Source organism: Pseudomonas sp. MCal1, from assembly GCF_026341415.1.
Lineage (GTDB): Bacteria > Pseudomonadota > Gammaproteobacteria > Pseudomonadales > Pseudomonadaceae > Aquipseudomonas.
In genome coordinates, this window is sequence record NZ_JAKUMP010000014.1 from 133598 (window position 1) to 153982 (window position 20385).

The following is a 20385-nucleotide window of genomic DNA, read 5'->3' on the forward strand; positions in this document are numbered from 1 at the left end:
CCTACTCCTTGGCGACGCGTTTCATGTCCGCATCCATCATCATGCGGATCAGGGTGTCGAGGTCGGTCTTGGGTTTCCAGCCGAGCACGCGCTGGGCCTTGGCCGGGTTGCCGAGCAGCACTTCGACTTCGGCCGGGCGGAAGAACGCCGGGTCGATCTTCACGTAGTCGCGGTAGTTGAGGCCGACGTGATCGAAAGCGATGCGGCACATCTCGCGCACGGTGGTGGTCACCCCGGTGGCGACCACGAAGTCGTCAGGCTTGTCCTGTTGCAGCATCAGCCACATGGCCTCGACGTAGTCACCGGCAAACCCCCAGTCTCGCTTGGCGTCGATGTTGCCCAGGGCCAGCTCCTGCTGTTTGCCCTGCTTGATGCGGGCGGCCGCGTCGGTGACCTTGCGGGTCACGAATTCGATGCCGCGCAGTGGCGATTCATGGTTGAACAGGATGCCGCTGCTGGCGTGTAGATTGAAACTTTCGCGGTAGTTGACGGTGATCCAGTGGCCGTAGAGTTTGGCCACGCCGTAAGGGCTGCGCGGGTAGAACGGGGTGTTTTCGTCCTGCTGCTCGGCCTGGATCAGGCCAAACATCTCGCTGGTGGACGCCTGATAAAAACGCGTGTGCGGACTGAACTGACGGATCGCTTCGAGCAAATGAGTCACGCCCAGGCCATCGACGATGCCGGTGGTCACCGGTTGATCCCAGGAGGCAGCGACGAAGCTCTGGGCCGCCAGGTTGTACACCTCGTCCGGTGCCGATTTGATCACCGCACGCTGCACCGAGCAGGCGTCGGCCATGTCGCCGTCCAGGTAAACGATATCGGCTTCAACGCCCATCTCGCGCAGGCGCCAGCGTGAGTCGCTGCTGCGCCGTGCCACCAGGCCGTGAACCTTGTAGCCCTTGTCGAGCAGCAGTCTGGCCAGATAGGCGCCGTCCTGGCCGGTGATCCCTGTGATCAATGCACTTTTTGTCATTCTTGTCGTACTCGCGTCTCCCAGTCGGACAGGATCGCCCGCAGGGATTGTTGTGTAGTGATTTGCGGCGTCCATCCTGTGGTCCGGGCCAGCCGTTGATGGCTGCCGCAGACGCGACGCTGATCGGCGCGGCGCATGCGTGCCGGATCCTGAACCAGTTGCAACTCGACCTCGGCCAGATCGCCCAGCTGTTCGATGAGGCTGCGGATGCTTTGCTCATGTCCGGAGCAAATGTTGTAGACCTGCCCCGGCGTGCCTTTTTCCAGCAGCGCGAAATAGGCCGAGACCACGTCGCCGACATCAAGGAAGTCGCGGGTGACATCGATGTCACCGACTTCCAGCTGCGGTGCCTGCAGCCCTTGCTTGATGCGATTGATCTGCCGCGCGGCGCTGGCGATGACGAAGCTGTCCTTCTGCCCGGTGCCGATGTGGTTGAACGGACGCGCCACCAGCACCGGCCAGCCTTCACTCAGTCCCCATTGCAGGCTGAGGAATTCGGCCGACAGCTTGCTCACGGCATAAGGATTGCGCGGGCAGGGCGGTTGTTGTTCGGTGATCGGCAGTGCGGCTTCTTCAACCTGGCCGTAGACGTCGCCCGAGCTGACATACAGGAACGTGCCCTTGAAGCCACGGGTCTTGAGTGCCTGCAACAGGTTCAGGGTGCCGAGCAGGTTGATGTCGATCGTACGTGCCGGGTCGCGGAAGGCTTCGGGGACAAAGGTCTGGCCAGCCAGGTGAATGACCGCATCGGGCAGCTGCGGCCACAGATCGATGAGGCTGTCCGGTTTTGTCAGGTCATAGGCAGAGGCGGCAGGCAGCAGTTGCCACGACGCGTCTTCCCCATGCAGACGTGACTGGATGTGTTGTCCTACGAACCCGCTGAGGCCCGTGATGAACAGACTCTTTTTCAAACAGCGACCCCTCGGTCTTTAACTTTCACCTCTTCCCACAGGTTTTAAGGGGATGTCTGTCAGACCGAGAGAAAAACCATGTCAGAAGACGGGTGAAGTCGTTGTTGTATTTGTTTGGTTGCCAATCTGTGCCAATTGCGCAGCAATTTCAACCGGGCAAATCGTGACCGGTCAGTTCTCGTCAGAGTAGTCGGGTTTTTCTCGCCGGGCGGTTCCCGAATCCTTGGGGGATGTGTTTAGAATGCCCCTCGGCGCGATCTCCTGCGGCATTTCGCAAGGATCGTGCGACAGGGTAAAACCGAACATTAAAACAAGAACAGAGACGTGCCCGATGACGCAGGACGAACACCGCTGATACCGGTTCGATCCGACGCCTGGCCGTCATAGCGTGAAGCGGCCGGGATGGTGGTTTCACCGTGGGATGCCATGAATTTCATTCTCTACTCGGATGTCAACGACCGCTCCATCAGCCAGAGTCTCGGGCGTCCCGAATACAGCTACTACTTTGTGCTCAAGGCCTATCGCCCGGTGCTGGAAAGCCTGGGGCGGGTGCATGTGGTGTCCAGCCGCGCCGAGGTCGATCCACTCTATCGAACACTGCTCGGCGCCGGGGAAAGCAGCGTTTTCCTGTCCTTCACGCCGCCACAAAATACGCCGACCGACCTTGAATGTCCGACGATCTGCGTGATCGCATGGGAGTTCGATTCAATCCCTGATGAGTCGTGGGATGACGATCCGCGTCACGACTGGACGCAGATGCTCGCACGACAGGGACGGGTGATTACGCTGTCGAGCCATACCGCCCGCGCGATCCGCCGCGCCATGGGCGAAGACTTTCCGGTACTCGTGCTGCCGACACCCTTGTGGGAAAACTTCGCCGCCATTCGTGAGCAGCCTGCCAGTGCGCCGATCAATACCGGCGCGACCCTGGCAATCAAGGGCTGCATTTTCGACAGCCGCACGCTGGGACTGTCTGCCGATGACTTGCTGCCAAAACCGCTGACTGCCGAGCAACTGGCTGAAATCGAGGCTCTGCGCCCGCCACCGCTGACGGTCAAACGGCGCCTGGTCATTGCCCGTCATTATCTGCGCCTGTGGATGCTGGGCGCGGGTGAAGAACGGGTGAAATACCTGCACAACTGGTACTGGGAAGGTGTGCAGGATCTGCTGTCGGACAGCGCACACGCCTGGCTTGAAAAACGTTTCCCGGCCATCGCCGCGCCGCATGCGGTGGCTGTGGCCGAGCCACCTCCGCTGGATTTGCCGGATACCTCTTCGGTAGTCGAGGCTGCGGTGGAAGGCGTGGTCTATGTCACTGTGTTCAACCCCAAAGACGGCCGCAAGAACTGGCACCATCTGATCACCGCGTTCTGCTGGGCCTTTCGCGAAACGCCTGACGCGACCCTGGTGCTGAAGATTACCCAGAACGATCTGGCGTCCTACTACAGCGAACTGATGACCTTGCTCGCGCAATTGACACCGTTCGCCTGCCGGGTGCTGGTGATGCACGGTTATCTGGACGACGAGCAATACGCGCGGCTTTACCGGGCTGCCAGTTTTTACGTCAACGCCTCACGTTGTGAGGGCTTGTGCCTGCCGCTGATGGAGTTCATGTCCAGCGGCAAACCGGTGATCGCCCCGGACCATACGGCGATGGAAGACTACATCGACGACACGGTGGCCTTCGTCGTGCAGTCCAGCGAAGAGCTGACGATCTGGCCCCAGGACACCCGAATCATCTACCGCACCCTGCGCTATCGGCCCGACTGGGCTTCGCTCAAACGCGCCTATGAGAACAGTTACCGGATGGCCAAGTCGCAGCCGCAGGATTACGCGCGCATGTCCGCCGCTGCTGTCGAACGCATGCACGACTACTGCGCGTTCGCTCCGGTGCAACGGCGCATGGCGGACTTTTTCGGTCTCGTGCCGCTGGCTGCCGATGCCGCCCCCGTGACGGATAACGCCTCATGCTGATCATCATTCACTCGGAAACCAACCAGCACACCATCGCGCAGAATCTGGGGCGGTCGGAGTACAGCTATTACTTCGTGCTCAAGGAATACCGACCGGTGCTCGAACGCCTTGGGCGTGTGGTGGAAGTCGTCGACCCGGTGCGCGAAGTCGATGCGCTGTATCTGGAATGCCTGTCCCGTGGCGAGCCGTGCGTGTTTCTGTCGTTCTCGCCGCCGCACCGCACGCCGATTCATCTGGCATGCCCGACGCTGCCGGTGTTCGCCTGGGAATTCAGCACCATTCCCAACGAACCCTTCGACAACGAGCCGCGCAATGACTGGCGCATGGTGCTCCAGGCCTGTGGTGCGGCGATCACTCATTCCAGCTACACGGTCAATGCGGTGCGCGAAGCCATGGGTGCCGATTACCCGATTGTCGCGGTGCCGGCGCCGGTGTGGGATCGCTTCGCGGCCCGCGGCACGCAGCCTCAGGGGCAGCCCTCGACAGGACCGGTTCGACTGACGATCAAGGGTTTGGTCGCCGACAGTCGTCAGCTCAATCTCGACGCGTTCGGCCCGAAACACTTGCGCCGTGGCGAGGGCATCGATTTCCAGGCGCCGGTGCGCGAGCAGGAGCTGCTGCTGGACGGTGTCGTCTACACATCGGTGTTCAATCCCGGTGACGGACGCAAGAACTGGGAAGACATGCTCAGTGCATTCTGCGTGACGTTCCGCGACATCGAAGACGCGACGCTGGTGCTCAAGCTCACGCATCACGATGCCGAAGAGGCGCTCGGCGACATTCTTCATCACCTGTACAAAAACCAGTCCTACCGCTGCCGCATCGTGCTGATTTATGGCTACCTCGCGGACGCGGACTACGAGCGTCTGGTGCAGGCCACCCGATACGTGGTGAACACTTCCTACGGCGAGGGCCAGTGCCTGCCGCTGATGGAATTCATGTCCTGCGGCAAACCAGCGGTGGCGCCGCGCACCACGGCAATGATCGATTACCTGAGCACCGACAACGCGTTTCTGGTCGAGTCCACCGATGAACTCACCGCCTGGCCTCACGATCCGCGCAAGGCGTTCCGCACATTGCGCTACATGACCAACTGGGCGTCGGTCTGTGTGGCCTATCGCGACAGCTATGAGGTGGCGAAGAACGACCCCGGGCGTTATGCGCAAATGTCGGCGCAGGCCGTTTCCAGTCTCCAGGCGTTCTGCAGTCAGGCGGTGGCCGAGCAGCGTTTGCGTGATTTCCTTGCTCAAGTGCAGGAATCTCGCGCTGTCGCTGCAACGGAAGCCACAGGCACATGATCCGCGCATTGCTGAGGCGTTTGCGTCCGGTTGCGCGATCGGTGCCGGACTCTTCGCCGGTTGCTGCGCCTGAACCGCTGGCCGCCAGTGTTTCGCCGCGAGACGTCGGCCTGCGCGATGCCATGCTCGACGGCTGGTTTCACGGCGACAGTGGCGAGCTGCTCAAGGGCTTTGTCATCGATGCGGACGACACTTTGCTCGATGTGGGTTGTGGCGAGGGCGTGGCGACATTGTTCGCCGTGCGCCAAGGCGCCTCGGTGATCTTCACCGACAGCGAGCACGACAAGGTGCGCGACCTCGCCCGGCAAGTCGAAGCGCAGAGCCGCAAGGCCAGCCTCGGTCTGGTCAGCAACAGCCTGCCACTGCCGTTGAGCGACGGCTGTGCAAGCAAGGTCGTGTGCATGGAAGTGCTGGAGCACATCGACCAGCCCGAGCCGTTCATGGCCGAACTGGTGCGCATGGGCCGTCCCGGCGCGTTGTATCTGCTCAGTGTGCCGGCACCGGTAGGCGAGCATTTGCAGCAAGGCATCGCTCCGGCGGGTTATTACCAGTCACCCAATCATGTGCAGATCTTCACCCCGGAGCGCTTCGCGGCCCTGGTGGAGGATGCCGGTCTGGTGATCGAGCATCGTCAGGCCACGGGTTTTTTCTGGGTGATGGGCATGATCTTTTTCTGGGCCAGCGAACGGGCTGCCGGACGTGACCTCGACGGTGCCGTGCGCGACCGGATCCAGGCACCGTATCCACCGTTGATGGAGAGTTGGGCCAGGACCTGGCAGGAATTGCTGGCGCAGCCCGATGGATTGGCGATCAAACAGATGCTCGACCGGTTCATGCCCAAGAGTCAGGTGATCATCGCCCGCAAACCGATTGATACAGGACGTGTGTCATGAGCGGCAAACGGATCATGGACATCGAAGTCTTGCGAGCTGTCGCGGTACTCGGCGTGTTGTTTCATCACTTGCAGGGCAGCCTGTTCACCGACCCGGTACCGCTGCTTGAAAGGATCCATGCCGTAGCGCAACCGTGGTGGGGCGTCGACCTGTTTTTTGCCATCTCCGGGTTTGTTATCGCCCGCAGCCTGATCCCGGCGCTGCGCGGTTGCAGCAATCGCCAGGAATACTGGGAGCAGACGCGCAATTTCTGGCTGCGCCGGGTCTTTCGCCTCTTGCCGTCGGCCTGGCTGTGGCTGGCGCTGATGCTGCTGGCGTGTGTGTTTCTCAACCGTTCGGGGGCATTCGGCACATGGTCGGCCAACGTTCAGGCCACCCTGGCAGGCGTGCTTCAGTACGCCAACTTCCGCTTTGCCGATGCGTTCTTTCATTACGAATACGGCAGCAGTTTCGTCTACTGGAGTCTGGCGCTGGAGGAGCAGTTCTACCTGTTGTTTCCGCTATTGATCCTGCTGTGCCGCAAGCGTCTGGTGTGGGCATTGCTGGCACTTGTAGCGGTGCAATTGTTCACCGTGCGTACGCCGTTGCTGATGGTGATCCGTACCGACGCGCTGGCGCTGGGTGTGCTGTTGGCGATAGGGAGCGTGCAGCCGGGTTACCGCCGTTGGGAGCCCGTATTCCTGCGTCGGCCATGGGCCGGATTGTCCGCGCTGATCGGTCTCGGAGCGCTGCTGAGCTTCATGGCTACCGACCGTTTCACCTTTGCCGGCTACCGCATCGGGTCTATCGCCGTGCTCAGCGCCGTGCTGGTGTGGATCGCCTCGTACGATCGCAATTACCTGTTGCCGGCCGGTGGCCTGCAACGGCTGATGGCATGGATCGGCAGCCGCTCCTACGGCATTTACCTGATCCACATCCCGGCCTATCAACTGGTGCGGGAAATGACCTTCCGTTTGCAGAGCGCCGGTCTGCCGAGCCCGGCAGGGCATCCGATTGTGACGCTGCTGATCGCCGGTGGCCTGATCGTTCTGCTCAGCGAACTCAACTACCGCTTTATCGAAATGCCCATGCGCAATCGAGGCGCCACGCTGGTGAAACGCCTCGGCACTTCGCGAACCGTCGTCTCGTCCTCTGGAGCCACCTCATGCTGAGCCTTTTGAAAAAACTCACGGCGGCTCCGGCCCCCGTACAAGCTGTCGCACCGGTCGCCGACAAGGTAGACCCATATATGCTCGGCCTGCACGATGCGATGCTCAGCGGCTGGTTCAATCAGGAAACCGGTGAGCTGTTCAAAGACTTTCCGGTGACCGCCGACGACACCTTGCTGGACGTTGGCTGCGGAGACGGTGGCAACGTGCATTTCTGCGGCATGCGCGGGGCGAAGATCATCATTGCCGACATCGACGGCGCCAAGGTCGAAGCGACTCGTAAGCGCCTGAGCGATACGCCGGCGCGTGGCGTCGAATGCCATGTGACCGATTGCAATCCGCTGCCGATCGCCGATGGCACCGCCACTCGCGTGGTGTCCACTGAAGTCATCGAGCACGTCGACGACCCGGCGCAGTTCCTTGCCGAACTGGTGCGGGTCGGCCAGTCGGGCGCGCTGTATTTGCTCAGCGTGCCGCACCCCAGTTCCGAGGACCTGCAAAAGGACATCGCCGCACCGGAGTATTTCCAGAAGCCCAACCACATTCGCATCATCAGTGAGGAACAGTTCAAGGCGATGGTCAGCGAGGCGGGGCTCGAGATCATCAGTCACAGCCAGTACGGCTTTTACTGGTCGATGTGGATGTTGCTGTTCTGGGAAGCCAAGGTCGAATTCAGCAATCCGGATCATCCGCTGCTCAATCACTGGGCCGAGACCTGGCAAGCGGTGCTGGACTCGCCGCGCGGCGCGCAGATCAAGCAGGCGCTGGATGCGGTGGTGGCCAAGAGTCAGGTCATCATCGCCCGCAAGCCCTGAGCGCTTTTGTGTAACCTTGCAGCCTGATGTCTCAGGGATCTGCAAGGTATGCGCTTTATCATCGGGTGTTCAGCCGTGGTGGCTGTGTTGTTGCTGTGTGCTTGCGAACGGCAGGACGCAGCGCCGCTCGATCAGCAGCTTTATGTCTGGCAACGGCAATGGACGCCAGCCCATGAACCTGCCCTGAACGACAGTCGCAGTGACTTTTCGACGTTGCGGGTATTGGCGCTGCAGGCTTTCCCGAATGCGGGATGGAGTCGGGCACGAATCGATACCGCACTGCTGAAACGCGATGCCCGGCCGTTGATCGCAGTAATTCGCCTCGACGGCCAGCTCAAGGCGCTCGACCCGCAAGCGGTCACTGCGCAAATCCTTCAAGTACTTGCCGACTGGCAAGGGCAGGGGCTGAACCTGAGCGGCGTCGAGATCGACCATGACGCCGGCAGTGCCCGACTGCCCGCTTACATCGAATTCCTCACCCACTTGCGCGGCGCATTGCCGGCCAGCCTGCCCCTGAGCATCACCGCATTGCCCGCCTGGCTCGACAGCCCGCAATTGCCGGCGCTGTTGGCGACCGTCGACAGCAGCGTGTTGCAGGTGCACGCCGTCAGCGATCCGCGTCTCGGTCTGTTCGATCCCGAGCAGGCGCAGCACTGGGCCAAGGCCTGGGCGCGGGTGACCGACAAGCCGTTTTATCTGGCGCTGCCGGCCTACGGCGTGGCGTTGTTGGCGGATGCCAATGGCACCCCGGTGGTGGAAAGTGAAGTGCCGCTCGAACGTGGCGGCCAGCGACGTGAATTGCTGGCCGATCCACAACAGTTGGGCCGGTTGGCCAAAGCATTCCGCGAGGATCGCCCGGCGCATCTGGCCGGTCTGATCTGGTTTCGGCTGCCGTTGGCCAACGACCGCAGAGCCTGGAGCCTGAGCACGCTGCGTGCGGTCGCCCGAGGCGATGCGTTGAACAGCCAGCTCGGCTTGGTGTTCACCGAGCAGAACGATGTGAATGACATCACCTTGCGTAACGTCGGTAACCTCGACAGCGCCTGGCCCGCCCGCATCACCATCAAGGCCCGGGGCTGTGAAGGGGCTGACGCGCTCGCCGGTTACACGTTGCAACAGACGGCGGATCTGCTTACCTTCACCCGCCTGCGCGACGGCCGATTGCCGGCGGGCGGGCAGAGGGCGATCGGTTGGGCACGCTGCGCAAATATTGATCAAGGAGGTTCGCATGTTGACCCGTAACTGGCCCCGCCATCTGCTTTGTCTGAGTCTCAGCCTGCCGCTGGGATCGGCCCTGGCCTGCGGCCCTGATTTCCCGATGCGTCTGCTCGACGATCGCGGGCAATCGCTGGCGGAACTGCCGGAGGGCAACTTCAGGTTCGAGATCAGTCGTCTCGGCAAAACCATTGCCGGGCTGAAGAACGTCACCGCCGCCACCCATAATCCGGATGACATCTACGCCGAGGCGCCAGAACCCGCCGAGGTGCGCAACAAGGCCGAGCAGATCGGTCTGACACCTGAACAGCAGGCATTGGTCAAACGACTGCGCAGCCTGACCGATGCGCGTCAGGTCGACGTGCAGGGCGCGAGCCTGCCGGCGGAACTGCGTCTATATGTGGCGGGCGCCGTGGCGTTCGGCGCCGGTGACCATCAACTGGCTGTCGAGTATTTCCGTCAGTTGCTGGCGCTGCCGGCCGATCAGCGCGCGTTGCGCAGCACCTGGGCGGCTTATTCACTGGGCCGGGCATTCTTTGCCATGAGCAGCGAAGCCGGGGATGCGCTACAAGCCTTGGAAAACGCCATCGAAGCCTTCCGCCAGACCCGGCAATTGAGCATCGACGGTTTCAGCGATCCGCTGGAACTCGGCGTGGCCAGCCTCGGCGAAGAGGCGCGGGCGCTGCGCACGGCAGGTGACTGGAACAACGCCATCAAGCTCTATGCCGCGCAGAATCTGCACGGCTCGAACGTCGGTTACACCTCGCTCAAACAATTGATGAACGAGCTGGCCGAGGAGCCCGAAGACCGACTGGCGAAATTGCTGCGCGGCGAAGCGGTGCAGCAACTGGTGACCGCCTCGCTCATCAGCCGGATGGGCTGGTCGTTTGGCGATGAGCCGCCGAACGAGAAGAAGCTGGTCAAGGCCCTGCAAGCGAGCACGCGCGGCAGCCTCGACAACGCTGATCGATTGGCGGCGATGAATTACCAACAGGGCGATTACGCCAGCGCCAAGGCGTTCCTCGAACACGCTGGCGACAGTGGCCTGGCGTGGTGGTTGCGGGCAAAACTGGCGGTGCGCGACGGCGACAGGAACGCAGCAGCTGCGGCCTACGCAAAAGCCGCGCAAGCGTTCCCGCAGGACGAATCCTGGGGTGAGCGGCGCACCGCCGACTGGAATCTCGAAAGCGTGCAGCCCAAGTGCCGGGTCGAGGGTGAAAGCGCGATTCTCGCGCTGCAACGTGGCGAGTATCTGCAGGCTTTTGACCAGTTGTATCGCAGCCGGAATATTTACTGGTTCGACGCCGCGACCGTGGCCGAGCGGGTGCTGACGGTCGAAGAACTGAAAAACTACGTCGATACCAATGTTCCGGCACCGCCCGCGCTGAGCCAGCAGGATCGCGACAATTACGTGCCGCTGCCGGTGGCCGCAAGCCTGCGCAATCTGCTGGGGCGGCGGTTGCTGCGTGAGGGGCGTTATGAAGAGGCGGTCGGCTATTTCGACAGCGCCGATCTGCAGAACAAGGCCCGGCTCTATGGTGAGCAACGCCTGAAGGCGGATTCGGCATGGTGGCCAACCAAGCGTGCCAGCGCGCTGTTCAATGCCGCGTGGACGGCCCGTGAGTGGGGCATGGACATTCTGGGCTACGAAATGGCCCCGGATTACGCGACCTTCGGCGGCAACTACAGCCTGGAAAGTGCCGAGCTCAAAGTCGGGCCGCTGGTGAGCGAAGCCGAAGTGCAACGTCAGAAAGCCAGTGAGGCGCAGCCGGATGAGCGTTATCACTATCGGTTCGTCGCGACGGCGCTGGCCAGTCGGGCGGCGGATAATCTGCCGCACACCAGTCAGGCATTCGCCGCCGTATTGTGCTCGGCGGCGGGCTGGAACAGCAGCCTGGAAGAGCAGAGCGCCTTGTACAAACGCTATATCGACGAAGGGCCCTACGTACCGTGGGCCGTGGATTTCGGCCATCAATGCCCTTATCCGGACTTCGAAAACGCCGACAAGCGCTACGTCACTCAGGTGACCGATTCGGTGCGTTCGACACTGCGGCCGTACAAGTGGCCGGTCCAGATCGGCGCGATTGTGGCCTTCACTGCCGTGGCGTTGTTGCTGATTGCTCGCCGCCAACGCAAGGCCCGCAAACCTTAAGCCTGCTGGACAAACGTCAGGCGAACGGCGAAGCCGATCAACAGGCTGCCGAACAGCCACTGTTGCACTCGCTGGGCTGTCGGGCTGTGTTTCAGCCAGCGGCCCAGCGCGGCGCCGGTCAGGGCGTAGGCGCTGTCGAACAGCAGACCTGCGCCCACCAACATCGCGCCGAGCAGCGCAAACTGCGTCAGCACCGGTGCGCCATTCGCCACGATGAATTGCGGCAGCAGCACCGAACAGAACAGCAACGCTTTCGGGTTGAGCAGATTGGTCAGCAGGCCGCGACGGATGGCTGCGTACCACTGCGCATGACTGTCCGTTACGGTGTCGGCATTCAGATCCGGCAACAGCGTGGTGCGCAGACATTGAACGCCGATCCACAGCAAGTACGCCGCCCCGGCGATCCGCACGGCATCGAACGTCCACGGCGCCGCCTTGAACAGCGCCGCCAAACCCAACGCCGCCAATGCGACGTGGCAACCTCGGGCAATCGCCAGGCCCATCGCCGTGGCCAGCGCTGCGCCGCGTCCCTGGCGGGCGCCGGTCTGCAACAGCAGGATCATGTCCGGGCCGGGCAGCAGGTAGACCACCCCCAACGCCAGGAAAAACAGCCAGAGACTCGCCATGTCGCACCCCTCTCGTTGTCGATTCGGTCGCCTCAGTCTAGGGCCGAAGGGCAGGGCAGGTGGTTGCGTAATCGGCTTCTAAGGGCGGATGAATTGGCATAATCTGCGCACTTTCACCGCCTAAACCATCAGGATCTGCCAACCATGAAACTGGATGCCTTCGACCGCAAGATTCTCGCCGCGCTGCAACGGGACGGGCGCCTTAGCAATGTGCAGCTGGCTGATGAAATCGGTCTGTCGGCATCGCCGTGCCTGCGCCGGGTGCGCATGCTCGAAGAGGCCGGAGTCATTCGCGGTTATCAGGCCAATCTGGATCGTGATGAAGTGGGGTTGGGGCTGACGGTGTTTGTCGGGGTCAAGGTCGAGCGCCACAACGATGAACAGGCTGAGGCGTTCCACCGGGCGGTGACGGCGTTGCCGGAGGTGATTTCGGCGTTCCTGGTGTCCGGAGAATCAGACTTTCTGCTGCAAGTGGTGGTGCCGGACCTGCGCGCTTATGACCGCTTCCTCACCGGATGTCTGTTGAAGCTGCCGGGGGTGAGCGATATCCGCAGCAATTTTGCGATCCACACAGTGAAGACGCCCGGCGCGTTACCGCTGGGGCATCTGCCGTCCTGATACTTCCCGCATTGCGCGGGAAGTATTCGCACAGTGCTTACATCTGCGTCGCCATCCCCTCGACATTCATTGCCGCCTGACGCAACGCTTCGGAGCGGGTTGGATGCGGGTGACAGGTCAGCGCGATGTCTTCGGCCGAGGCGCTGAATTCCATGGCCACGCAGAACTCACCGATCATTTCACTGACGCTCGGCCCGACCAGATGCACGCCGAGGACTTCGTCGGTGCGCTCATCGGCGATGACCTTGGCAAAGCCCTCGGTCTCGTGATTGATCTTCGCCCGGCTGTTGGCGGTGAACGGGAATTTGCCGACCTTGTACGCCCGGCCTTCGGCCTTCAGTTGCTCTTCGGTCTTGCCGACGCTGGCCAGTTCCGGGCGGGTGTAGATCACGTTGGGAATCAGGTCGTAATTGACCTCGCCGGCCTTGCCGACGATCTGCTCGATGCAGGCCATGGCTTCGTCTTCGGCCTTGTGCGCGAGCATCGGCCCGGACGTCACGTCGCCAATCACCCACACGCCGGGTGCTTCGGTGCGATGCTGTTTATTGGCGAGCATGCCGCGTTTGTCGGTGCTCAGGCCGACATTTTCCAGGCCCAGGCCCTGGGTGTACGGACGCCGACCGATGGCCACCAGCACGTAATCGGCTTCGAGGATTTCCGCGCTGCCGCCAGCGGCGGGTTCGACGCTGAGCTGTACGCCAGTGGCCGAGGAGGTGGCGCTGGTCACTTTCGAGCTCAACTTGAAGCTGATGCCCTGTTTGCTCAGCGAGCGTTGCAGGGTTTTGCCGGCTTCGCCGTCGACGCCGGGGCAGATGCGGTCTAAGTATTCCACCACGGTTACCTGCGCGCCGAGCCGGCGCCAGACCGAGCCAAGTTCGAGGCCGATCACGCCCGCGCCGATCACTACCAGATGTTTGGGTACTTCATTCAGGGACAGCGCGCCGGTTGAGTCGAGGATGCGCTTATTGTCGATCTCCACACCGGGCAGGGGAGTGGGCTCGGAGCCGGTGGCGATGACGATGTCCTTGGCGGTGAGCTCGATCCGGCTGCCCTGATCGCCGGTCACGCTGACTTTTCCGGGGCCGTCGATATGGCCCCAGCCCTTGATCCAGTCGACTTTGTTTTTGCGGAACAGAAATTCGATGCCTTTGGTCAGGCCGCTCACGCTTTCGTCTTTCTGCTTCATCATTTGCGCAAGGTTGAGCGTGGGTTTGACCTCGATGCCGAGGTTGGCGAACTCCGCACCCAGCGCCGCTTCGTACAGCTCGGACGCGTGCAAAAGCGCCTTTGACGGCATGCAGCCGACGTTCAGGCAGGTGCCACCCAGCGTGGCGCGGCCCTCGACACACGCGGCCTTGAGGCCCAGCTGGCCGGCGCGGATCGCTGCGTTATAACCGCCGGGGCCGCCGCCCAGAATCACCACGTCATAGTTGCTCATGCTCTCACTCCTGGCTTAAGGATGCGGATCGGTAAAAGTAGTTCCCACTGAAAATTACGAACGTAATATGTGCGTTTCCAGACATTTCGGTCAAGGCTTCAGGCAAGCGACAGGTTGCGCATCTTTGAATGGCGCAAATGAGTACAAATATTTCACGACTTTCGTTATATCGTAACGATGTGTGTGGAAAGCCAAGGGTTTTGGGGGGATATGCAAGTCGATCTGGATGAAGGCACGCCGGTGACCGCGATGCCGCGCTTTCAGCAAGCGGCGACGCAGGGCCGGCGTTTGCGTCGCCTGGCGATCGGTCTGGGCGTGTTGGCCGGGGCGGGATGGGGGCTGGCATTTTTCGTCGGCCTGTTTGCGCCGCAATCGCTGTGGCCCGCATTGCTGGTCAATCAGAGCGCGGCGTTGCTGGTGCTGGTGGCCGGGTTGCAATCGGCGTGGTGGGTGACGCGCTGGCGGGCGCGGGTGATCAATCCCGTCGTGCCGGTGACGGCTGCTGAGGAACCAGCGCCGGAAGGCTGGTACGAGCGCCTGCTGGATCGCATGAGCCAGCGCAGTCTGCACCTGCTCAGGCAGATTGGCGCGGCCACATTGTGGTTGGGCGGGTGGTCGGTACTGGTGCTGTTGAGCATCGAGCAAATATGGAATCTGGCGTTGCCGGCGGCGGGTGTGGGCTTGTCTGCCACGGTTGGCGCGGCCATCGCTTTGCTCCTGGCATTCGCTCTGCTGGTGCTGGAGCGGCAACTGGCGCAGGAAAACCCGGCGCAATGGCCCGAGGCCGGAGCGCTGGCGCAACTGACGCGAGTGGCGATCATCAGTCTGGTGTTGGGCGCGTTGTGCCTGCTTTTCGCCAGTGAGAGTGCAATCTGGCCGGTGCGTCTGGCAGTGTTTATCGGCATTCTGCCGGGACTGGTTGCCCTGGAATTACTGCTGCGTGCGCTGTTGTCGCTGTTCAGCCCGCGCCGCGATCAACTCGAACCGGCGTTGCTGGCGCGCAGTTTCGTCGCCAATTTGCTGCGCTGGCCGCCACAACCGTTGCTCGCATTGCAGCACGAATTGCACAACCGTTTCGGCATCGATCTGCGTCAGATCTGGGCCTTCAGTTACATGCGTCGCGCCTTCTTGCCGGTGTTGCTGCTGGTGGCAGCGGTGGGCTGGCTGCTCACCGGCCTTCACGAAATTCCGCTGCAAAGCCGTGGCATCTACGAGCGCTTCGGCAAACCGGTGCAGGTTTTCGGTCCGGGTTTGCACGCCGGTTTACCCTGGCCGCTGGGGCGCGTGCTGAATGTTGAAAATGGTGTTGTGCACGAACTGGCGACCAGCGTCGGCGAGAACCCGACGCCCGCGCAGTTGGATCCGGCAGAAGGGCCGGCGCCTCTCACCGCGAATCGTTTGTGGGACGCCAGCCACGTCAACGACAAGTCTCAGGTTATCGCCAGCAGCCGTGGCGATCAGCAGAGCTTTCAGATCGTCAACATGGATGTGCGCTTCGTCTATCGCATAGGACTGAGCGATCAAGCCGCGCTTGCCGCCACCTACAACAGCGCCGATGTGCCGACGCTGATCCGCAGCACCGCCAGCCGGATTCTGGTGCATGACTTTGCCTCGCGTACTCTCGACGGATTGCTTGGCGAGGACAGGACCGGGCTCGCCGAAGAAATCGGCCGCGCCGTGCAAAGCGATCTGCAGAAACTCGACAGCGGCGTGGAAATTCTCGCCACGGTGGTCGAAGCGATTCACCCGCCGGCAGGGGCGGCCAATGCCTATCACAGCGTGCAAGCGGCACAGATCGGCGCTCAGGCATTGATCTCCCGCGAGCGCGGCGCTGCTGCCGAAGCGAGTAACCAGGCGCAATTGCAGGCCAGTCTCGCTCGGGATCAGGCCAGTGCCAACGCCCACGAAATCAATGCCACGGCACGGGCGGCGGACCTGAAATTCAGCGCCGAACAAAAGGCCTACGCCAGCGCCGGCCAAGCCTTCGTGCTGGAGCAATACCTCAGCCAACTCAGCCAGGGTTTGAGCAAAGCCAAACTGTTGGTACTCGACCATCGCCTGGGCGGCAGCAGTAACGCACCGACCATCGACCTGCGTACGTTCACGCTGCCGGCAGACCCGGCGCGCACCACCGCTCAGCCAGGAGCCACCCATTGAGCCAGTCGCACACTCACGATCACCATGACCACAGCGGCCACGATCATGCTCATGGCGGCGGTCATCACCATCACGGGCATCATCACCATCACCACGGCGCGCCGGAAGAGGCGGGGCCTTTTCCCTGGAAACGCATGGGTTGGGCAGCGTTACTGGTGGCCTTTGCCATCGCGGCGGCAAGCCTGGTGCAAGTGCGCTCCGGTGAAGCCACGGTCATCACGCGGTTTGGCAACCCGTCCCGCGTGTTGCTGGAACCGGGTCTGAGTTGGCGCTGGCCGGCACCGTTCGAAGCGGCGATTCCGGTAGACCTGCGTTTGCGCACGACCTCCAGCGGCTTGCAGGACGTCGGCACCCGCGATGGTTTGCGCATCATCGTTCAGGCATACGTCGCCTGGCAGGTACAAGGCGACCCCGACAACGTGCAGCGCTTCATGCGCGCCGTGCAGAACCAGCCGGACGAAGCGGCGCGGCAGATTCGGACGTTTGTCGGCTCGGCGCTGGAAACCACGGCCAGCAGTTTCGATCTGGCTAATCTGGTGAACACCGATGCCAGTCAGGTTCGCATCGCCGATTTTGAAGCGCAGCTGCGTCAGCAAATCGATCAGCAACTGCTCGCCACTTACGGGGTGCGCGTGGTGCAGGTGGGCATCGAACGGCTGACATTGCCATCGGTGACCTTGACTGCAACGGTTGACCGGATGCGTGCCGAGCGTGAAACCATCGCCACCGAACGCACCGCTGTCGGCAAGCGTGAAGCGGCGCAAATCCGCTCCGCCGCTGAACGCGATGCGCGAATCGTGCAAGCCGATGCCACGGTGAAAGCCGCCGATATCGAAGCCCAATCGCGGGTGGAAGCGGCGCAGATTTACGGACGTGCTTACGCCGGTTCGCCGCAGCTGTACAACTTGCTGCGTTCGCTGGACACCCTGGGCACCATCGTTTCGCCAGACACCAAGCTGATCCTGCGCACCGACGCCGCGCCATTCCGGGTGTTGGTCGACGGTCCGCCCAATCTCGACAGCAAAAGCGGAACGCAGCCATGAATGAAGTTCCACGTGGAACACATTCGCTGAACAGTCCCTGGATTCAAGCGGGACGTCTGGCGTTTTTCGCCCTGTACGCGGTAACCGTGCTCGCGGCGTTGGCCTGGGCATTTTCCAATGTGCGGCAGATTGACCCGCAAAATCGCGCGTTGGTTTTGCATTTCGGAGCGTTGGATCGCATTCAGAATGCCGGGTTGCTATTGGCGTGGCCGCAGCCGTTTGAACAGGTAATTTTGTTGCCGGCGGCGGATCGGGTCATTGAGCGACGGGTGGAAAATCTGCTGCGCAGTGATCAGGCCGTGCGGGCGGATCGCGTCGCGACCTTCGCCACACCGCTGAGTGACGCGCTGGCCGGTTCCGGTTATCTGCTCACCGGTGATGCCGGCGTTGTGCAGCTGGATGTGCGGGTGTTCTACAAGGTCACCGATCCCTATGACTTTGTGCTGCAAGGCGAACATGTTTTGCCGGCACTGGATCGAGTGGTGACGCGAAGCGCGGTTGCGCTGACGGCTGCGAGGGATCTGGACACCATTCTGGTGGCGCGGCCCGAGTTGATCGGTGCTGATAATCAGGCCGCCGAACGTCGCGAACGGTTGCGCGGTGATCTGGTGCAAGGCATCAACCGACGTCTCGCCGAGTTGAAGGCGAGCGGTCAGGGCATCGGCATCGAAGTGGCGCGGGTCGATGTGCAATCGAGCCTGCCGGAGCCGGCGGTGAGTGCTTTCAACGCCGTCCTCACCGCTAGCCAGCAAGCCGACAAGGCGGTCGCCAATGCCCGCACGGACGCTGAAAAGCTGACCCAGTCCGCCAACGAACAGGCCGACCGCACGCTGCAAGTCGCCCACGCCCAGGCCGGTGAGCGCCTGGCCAAAGCCTCCGCCGACACGGCGACGGTGCTGAGTCTGGCCAAGGCGCAACAGCAGGGCACTGACCCACAAATGCTGTTGCGTCTGTACCGCGAGCGGATGCCGAAGATTCTCGGCCAGGCCGGTTCGGTGACCACGGTCGATCCGAAAGACGATTCACGCCTGATCATTCAGGGAGCCAGCCAATGACTGCCACCACCTCCGCTCCGAGCCTGTTGTCCTCGGCCGAACAACGCCGCGCCGCGCGCCAGTTGACCCTGGCGATGCTCGCCCTAGGCTTGCTTGGTCTTGGACTGATCTGGCGCTGGTTGATGCCGGAACAGACCGGCGTCAGTCAGTTGTTGCTCGGATTTGCTTCTTTGTTGGTCGCGGTGCCGGTGATGCGTTCGGCGTGGTTCAGCCTGCGTTATCCGAGCCTGCACGGCATCACTGATCAATTGATCGCCCTGGCGATGATCGGGGCCTGGGCCACGGGCGATCTGCTCGCCGCTGCGCTGTTGCCGATCATCATGATCTTCGGCCATGTGCTGGAAGAGCGCAGTGTGATCGGCTCCCAGGAAGCGATTCATGCCCTCGGCCAACTGACGCGCAGCCATGCGCGCAAGGTGCAGGCGGACGGCTCGGTCATCGAAGTCGACAATGGTGCGCTCAAGGCCGGCGACAAAGTTGAAGTGCGCGCCGGCGATCGCGTGCCGGCGGACGGTCGGGTGGTGTCCGGTCAGGCCAGCCTCGATACGGCGTCGATCACCGGTGAGTCGGTGCCGGTGGAGGCGGTTGTCGGCATGGCAGTGTTCGGCGGCGCGATCAACCTCGACGGGTTGCTGCGAATTGAAGTGACCCGTACCGGGGATGAGTCGACCCTCGGCAAGGTCATCGCGCTGATGCAAAACGCCGAACGCTCCAAGCCGCCGATCACCCGTTTGCTCGAACGCTATGCCGGCAGTTACATGGTGCTGGTGTTGTTGCTTGCGGCAGTCACTTGGTTCATCACCAACGATGCACAGGCGATGCTCGCGGTGCTGGTGGCGGCATGCCCTTGCGCGCTGGTGTTGTCGGCGCCGGCCACGGCGATTGCCGGAGTGGCGGTAGCCGCTCGGCACGGGATTCTGATCCGCAGTTCGGCGTTCCTGGAGGAATTGGCTGATCTCACTTCGCTGGTCGTCGACAAGACCGGCACCCTGACTTACGGCACGCTGCGCTTGCAGTCGATCAGCAGCCCGCGAGCGGATCACGGATCGGTAATGGCACTGGCCGCGAGCCTGGGCGCGGCGAGCAGCCATCCTGTCAGCCGCGCGCTGGCCGGACTGGTCAGCGCGGAAGAGGTGTTGGTGCTGACCGATATTCATGAGCGGCAGGGGTTGGGCGTAGTGGCCCAAACCGCGCAAGGCGAGGCCGCACTCGGGCGCCCGGAGCTGTTTGCGCAGTTGGGCATCCCGACCACCGCGATCCCCGAACACGATGGCCCGATTGCCGGATTGGCATTGAATGGCGAATTTCTCGCCTGGCTGTTGCTGGCCGACACCGTCAAACCGGAAGCGCGATTTGCGTTGAGCGAGCTGCGTGACCTCGGGCTGGGGAGGCAACTGTTGTTAACCGGTGACCGGCAGAGCGTTGCGCAAACCCTGGCCAAGGACGTCGGCCTGCACGAAGTAGAAGCCCAGGCGTTGCCCGAAGACAAACTCAACCGAGTGCTCAAGGAAATCGATAACGGCTTCCGGCCGATGGTGGTCGGCGACGGGATCAACGATTCGCTGGCGCTCAAGGCAGGTGTCGTCGGGGTGGCGATGGGCGCGGGCGGCGCGGACATTGCGTTGGCGTCAGCCGACATCGTGCTGATCGGCAGTGACCTGCGTCGGCTTGGCACCTGTGTGCGCCTGAGTCGTCAGTGCCGGAAAACCTTGCAGGTGAACGTGATCATCGGTCTGGGCTGGACGCTGGCCATCGTGGTATTCGCGGCCTTCGGCTGGCTCGGTGCGGCGGGCGCGATGATCGCTGCATTGCTGCACAACCTGAGCACGCTGCTGGTGCTGGGCAATGCTGGCCGGCTGCTGCGTTTTCAGGAGCCGCTGCTGAAACTGAAAGCGTCGGACTGATCATTTTTCGAACTGTGCGCCGCTCTCGCAGTCATTTGAGAAGGCGCACTGAAACACGGATGACCGCGCGGTGACAGCCGCTGTGGCTGATAGTCGGCGACTATCAGATCGATAGCCTGCTAATTTTCAAGGATGGTCTACCCTCAGATCAGACGTCTGAAACCA

Annotated in this window: 16 protein-coding genes; 12 read left to right on the forward strand and 4 right to left on the reverse strand. The window is 62.3% G+C overall.

Translation table 11 applies throughout. The features are described 5' to 3' along the window. Nucleotide 1: 1 nt before the first annotated feature. Nucleotides 2-973, reverse strand: a complete 972-nt coding sequence (gene gmd, locus MKZ87_RS22655; protein ID WP_007954189.1) for a GDP-mannose 4,6-dehydratase — start codon at nt 971-973, stop codon at nt 2-4. After that, entirely contained in the window at nt 970-1884 is a 915-nt protein-coding gene (locus MKZ87_RS22660) for a GDP-mannose 4,6-dehydratase (RefSeq protein WP_266202014.1), read from the reverse strand. The genes gmd and MKZ87_RS22660 overlap by 4 nt, the downstream gene beginning before the upstream one ends. Before the next feature lie 426 nt (nt 1885-2310). Between MKZ87_RS22660 and MKZ87_RS22665 the strand changes: the two genes are divergently transcribed. From MKZ87_RS22665 to MKZ87_RS22695, 7 genes are read left to right on the forward strand one after another with little or no spacing between them, the layout of a single operon-like run. Next, the gene (locus tag MKZ87_RS22665; RefSeq protein ID WP_266202015.1) at nt 2311-3858 is read left to right on the forward strand and encodes a glycosyltransferase; all 1548 of its coding nucleotides are present in this window, start codon (nt 2311-2313) and stop codon (nt 3856-3858) included. Further along, entirely contained in the window at nt 3852-5156 is a 1305-nt protein-coding gene (locus MKZ87_RS22670) for a glycosyltransferase (RefSeq protein ID WP_266202016.1), read from the forward strand. The genes MKZ87_RS22665 and MKZ87_RS22670 overlap by 7 nt, the downstream gene beginning before the upstream one ends. Next, complete coding sequence (locus tag MKZ87_RS22675) at nt 5153-6049, forward strand: class I SAM-dependent methyltransferase (protein WP_266202017.1); 897 nt, start codon at nt 5153-5155, stop codon at nt 6047-6049. Before MKZ87_RS22670 ends, MKZ87_RS22675 begins: the two co-directional genes overlap by 4 nt. Continuing rightward, nucleotides 6046-7200 (forward strand): acyltransferase family protein, encoded by a 1155-nt coding sequence (locus MKZ87_RS22680; protein ID WP_227233987.1) that lies wholly within the window; start codon nt 6046-6048, stop codon nt 7198-7200. The genes MKZ87_RS22675 and MKZ87_RS22680 overlap by 4 nt, the downstream gene beginning before the upstream one ends. Beyond that, nucleotides 7194-8012, forward strand: a complete 819-nt coding sequence (locus tag MKZ87_RS22685) for a class I SAM-dependent methyltransferase (RefSeq protein ID WP_085696665.1) — start codon at nt 7194-7196, stop codon at nt 8010-8012. Before MKZ87_RS22680 ends, MKZ87_RS22685 begins: the two co-directional genes overlap by 7 nt. Nucleotides 8013-8060: 48 nt before the next feature. Beyond that, the gene (locus MKZ87_RS22690) at nt 8061-9254 is read left to right on the forward strand and encodes a DUF3142 domain-containing protein (protein ID WP_266202018.1); all 1194 of its coding nucleotides are present in this window, start codon (nt 8061-8063) and stop codon (nt 9252-9254) included. Further along, nucleotides 9241-11379, forward strand: a complete 2139-nt coding sequence (locus tag MKZ87_RS22695) for a hypothetical protein (RefSeq protein WP_266202019.1) — start codon at nt 9241-9243, stop codon at nt 11377-11379. Before MKZ87_RS22690 ends, MKZ87_RS22695 begins: the two co-directional genes overlap by 14 nt. Here the strand turns inward: MKZ87_RS22695 and MKZ87_RS22700 are convergent. Next, nucleotides 11376-12005: a LysE family translocator gene (locus MKZ87_RS22700; protein WP_227233982.1), complete on the reverse strand. Its 630-nt coding sequence runs from the start codon at nt 12003-12005 to the stop codon at nt 11376-11378. The two genes, MKZ87_RS22695 and MKZ87_RS22700, sit on opposite strands and share 4 nt — an antisense overlap. Nucleotides 12006-12149: 144 nt before the next feature. Here MKZ87_RS22700 and MKZ87_RS22705 point away from each other — a divergent pair, with 144 nt between their 5' ends. Further along, nucleotides 12150-12623 (forward strand): Lrp/AsnC family transcriptional regulator, encoded by a 474-nt coding sequence (locus tag MKZ87_RS22705; protein WP_007954205.1) that lies wholly within the window; start codon nt 12150-12152, stop codon nt 12621-12623. 37 nt (nt 12624-12660) lie between these two features. On the opposite strand, the gene lpdA is transcribed toward MKZ87_RS22705, so the two are convergent. Then, entirely contained in the window at nt 12661-14061 is a 1401-nt protein-coding gene (gene lpdA, locus MKZ87_RS22710; protein WP_085696672.1) for a dihydrolipoyl dehydrogenase, read from the reverse strand. Between the two features lie 210 nt (nt 14062-14271). Between lpdA and hflK (MKZ87_RS22715) the strand changes: the two genes are divergently transcribed. From hflK (MKZ87_RS22715) to MKZ87_RS22730, 4 genes are read left to right on the forward strand one after another with little or no spacing between them, the layout of a single operon-like run. Next, the gene (gene hflK / locus MKZ87_RS22715; RefSeq protein WP_266202020.1) at nt 14272-16218 is read left to right on the forward strand and encodes a protease modulator HflK; all 1947 of its coding nucleotides are present in this window, start codon (nt 14272-14274) and stop codon (nt 16216-16218) included. Continuing rightward, entirely contained in the window at nt 16215-17261 is a 1047-nt protein-coding gene (gene hflC, locus MKZ87_RS22720; protein WP_085696676.1) for a protease modulator HflC, read from the forward strand. The genes hflK (MKZ87_RS22715) and hflC overlap by 4 nt, the downstream gene beginning before the upstream one ends. Beyond that, nucleotides 17258-18316 (forward strand): protease modulator HflK, encoded by a 1059-nt coding sequence (hflK, locus tag MKZ87_RS22725; RefSeq protein ID WP_266202021.1) that lies wholly within the window; start codon nt 17258-17260, stop codon nt 18314-18316. The genes hflC and hflK (MKZ87_RS22725) overlap by 4 nt, the downstream gene beginning before the upstream one ends. After that, entirely contained in the window at nt 18313-20220 is a 1908-nt protein-coding gene (locus MKZ87_RS22730; RefSeq protein ID WP_266202022.1) for a heavy metal translocating P-type ATPase, read from the forward strand. Before hflK (MKZ87_RS22725) ends, MKZ87_RS22730 begins: the two co-directional genes overlap by 4 nt. The last annotated feature ends 165 nt before the right edge of the window (nt 20221-20385 follow it).

What these genes read in the sequence shown, in the direction of transcription:
- MKZ87_RS22690 (WP_266202018.1), top strand. Translation starts at nt 8,061, where the DNA reads ATGCGCTTTATCATCGGGTGTTCAGCCGTGGTGGCTGTGTTGTTGCTG.
- MKZ87_RS22705 (WP_007954205.1), top strand. Translation starts at nt 12,150, where the DNA reads ATGAAACTGGATGCCTTCGACCGCAAGATTCTCGCCGCGCTGCAACGG.
- hflK (WP_266202020.1), top strand. Translation starts at nt 14,272, where the DNA reads ATGCAAGTCGATCTGGATGAAGGCACGCCGGTGACCGCGATGCCGCGC.
- MKZ87_RS22680 (WP_227233987.1), top strand. Translation starts at nt 6,046, where the DNA reads ATGAGCGGCAAACGGATCATGGACATCGAAGTCTTGCGAGCTGTCGCG.
- MKZ87_RS22730 (WP_266202022.1), top strand. Translation starts at nt 18,313, where the DNA reads ATGACTGCCACCACCTCCGCTCCGAGCCTGTTGTCCTCGGCCGAACAA.
- MKZ87_RS22695 (WP_266202019.1), top strand. Translation starts at nt 9,241, where the DNA reads ATGTTGACCCGTAACTGGCCCCGCCATCTGCTTTGTCTGAGTCTCAGC.
- gmd (WP_007954189.1), bottom strand. Translation starts at nt 973, where the DNA reads ATGACAAAAAGTGCATTGATCACAGGGATCACCGGCCAGGACGGCGCC.
- hflK (WP_266202021.1), top strand. Translation starts at nt 17,258, where the DNA reads ATGAATGAAGTTCCACGTGGAACACATTCGCTGAACAGTCCCTGGATT.
- MKZ87_RS22685 (WP_085696665.1), top strand. Translation starts at nt 7,194, where the DNA reads ATGCTGAGCCTTTTGAAAAAACTCACGGCGGCTCCGGCCCCCGTACAA.
- MKZ87_RS22700 (WP_227233982.1), bottom strand. Translation starts at nt 12,005, where the DNA reads ATGGCGAGTCTCTGGCTGTTTTTCCTGGCGTTGGGGGTGGTCTACCTG.
- MKZ87_RS22665 (WP_266202015.1), top strand. Translation starts at nt 2,311, where the DNA reads ATGAATTTCATTCTCTACTCGGATGTCAACGACCGCTCCATCAGCCAG.
- lpdA (WP_085696672.1), bottom strand. Translation starts at nt 14,061, where the DNA reads ATGAGCAACTATGACGTGGTGATTCTGGGCGGCGGCCCCGGCGGTTAT.
- MKZ87_RS22670 (WP_266202016.1), top strand. Translation starts at nt 3,852, where the DNA reads ATGCTGATCATCATTCACTCGGAAACCAACCAGCACACCATCGCGCAG.
- MKZ87_RS22675 (WP_266202017.1), top strand. Translation starts at nt 5,153, where the DNA reads ATGATCCGCGCATTGCTGAGGCGTTTGCGTCCGGTTGCGCGATCGGTG.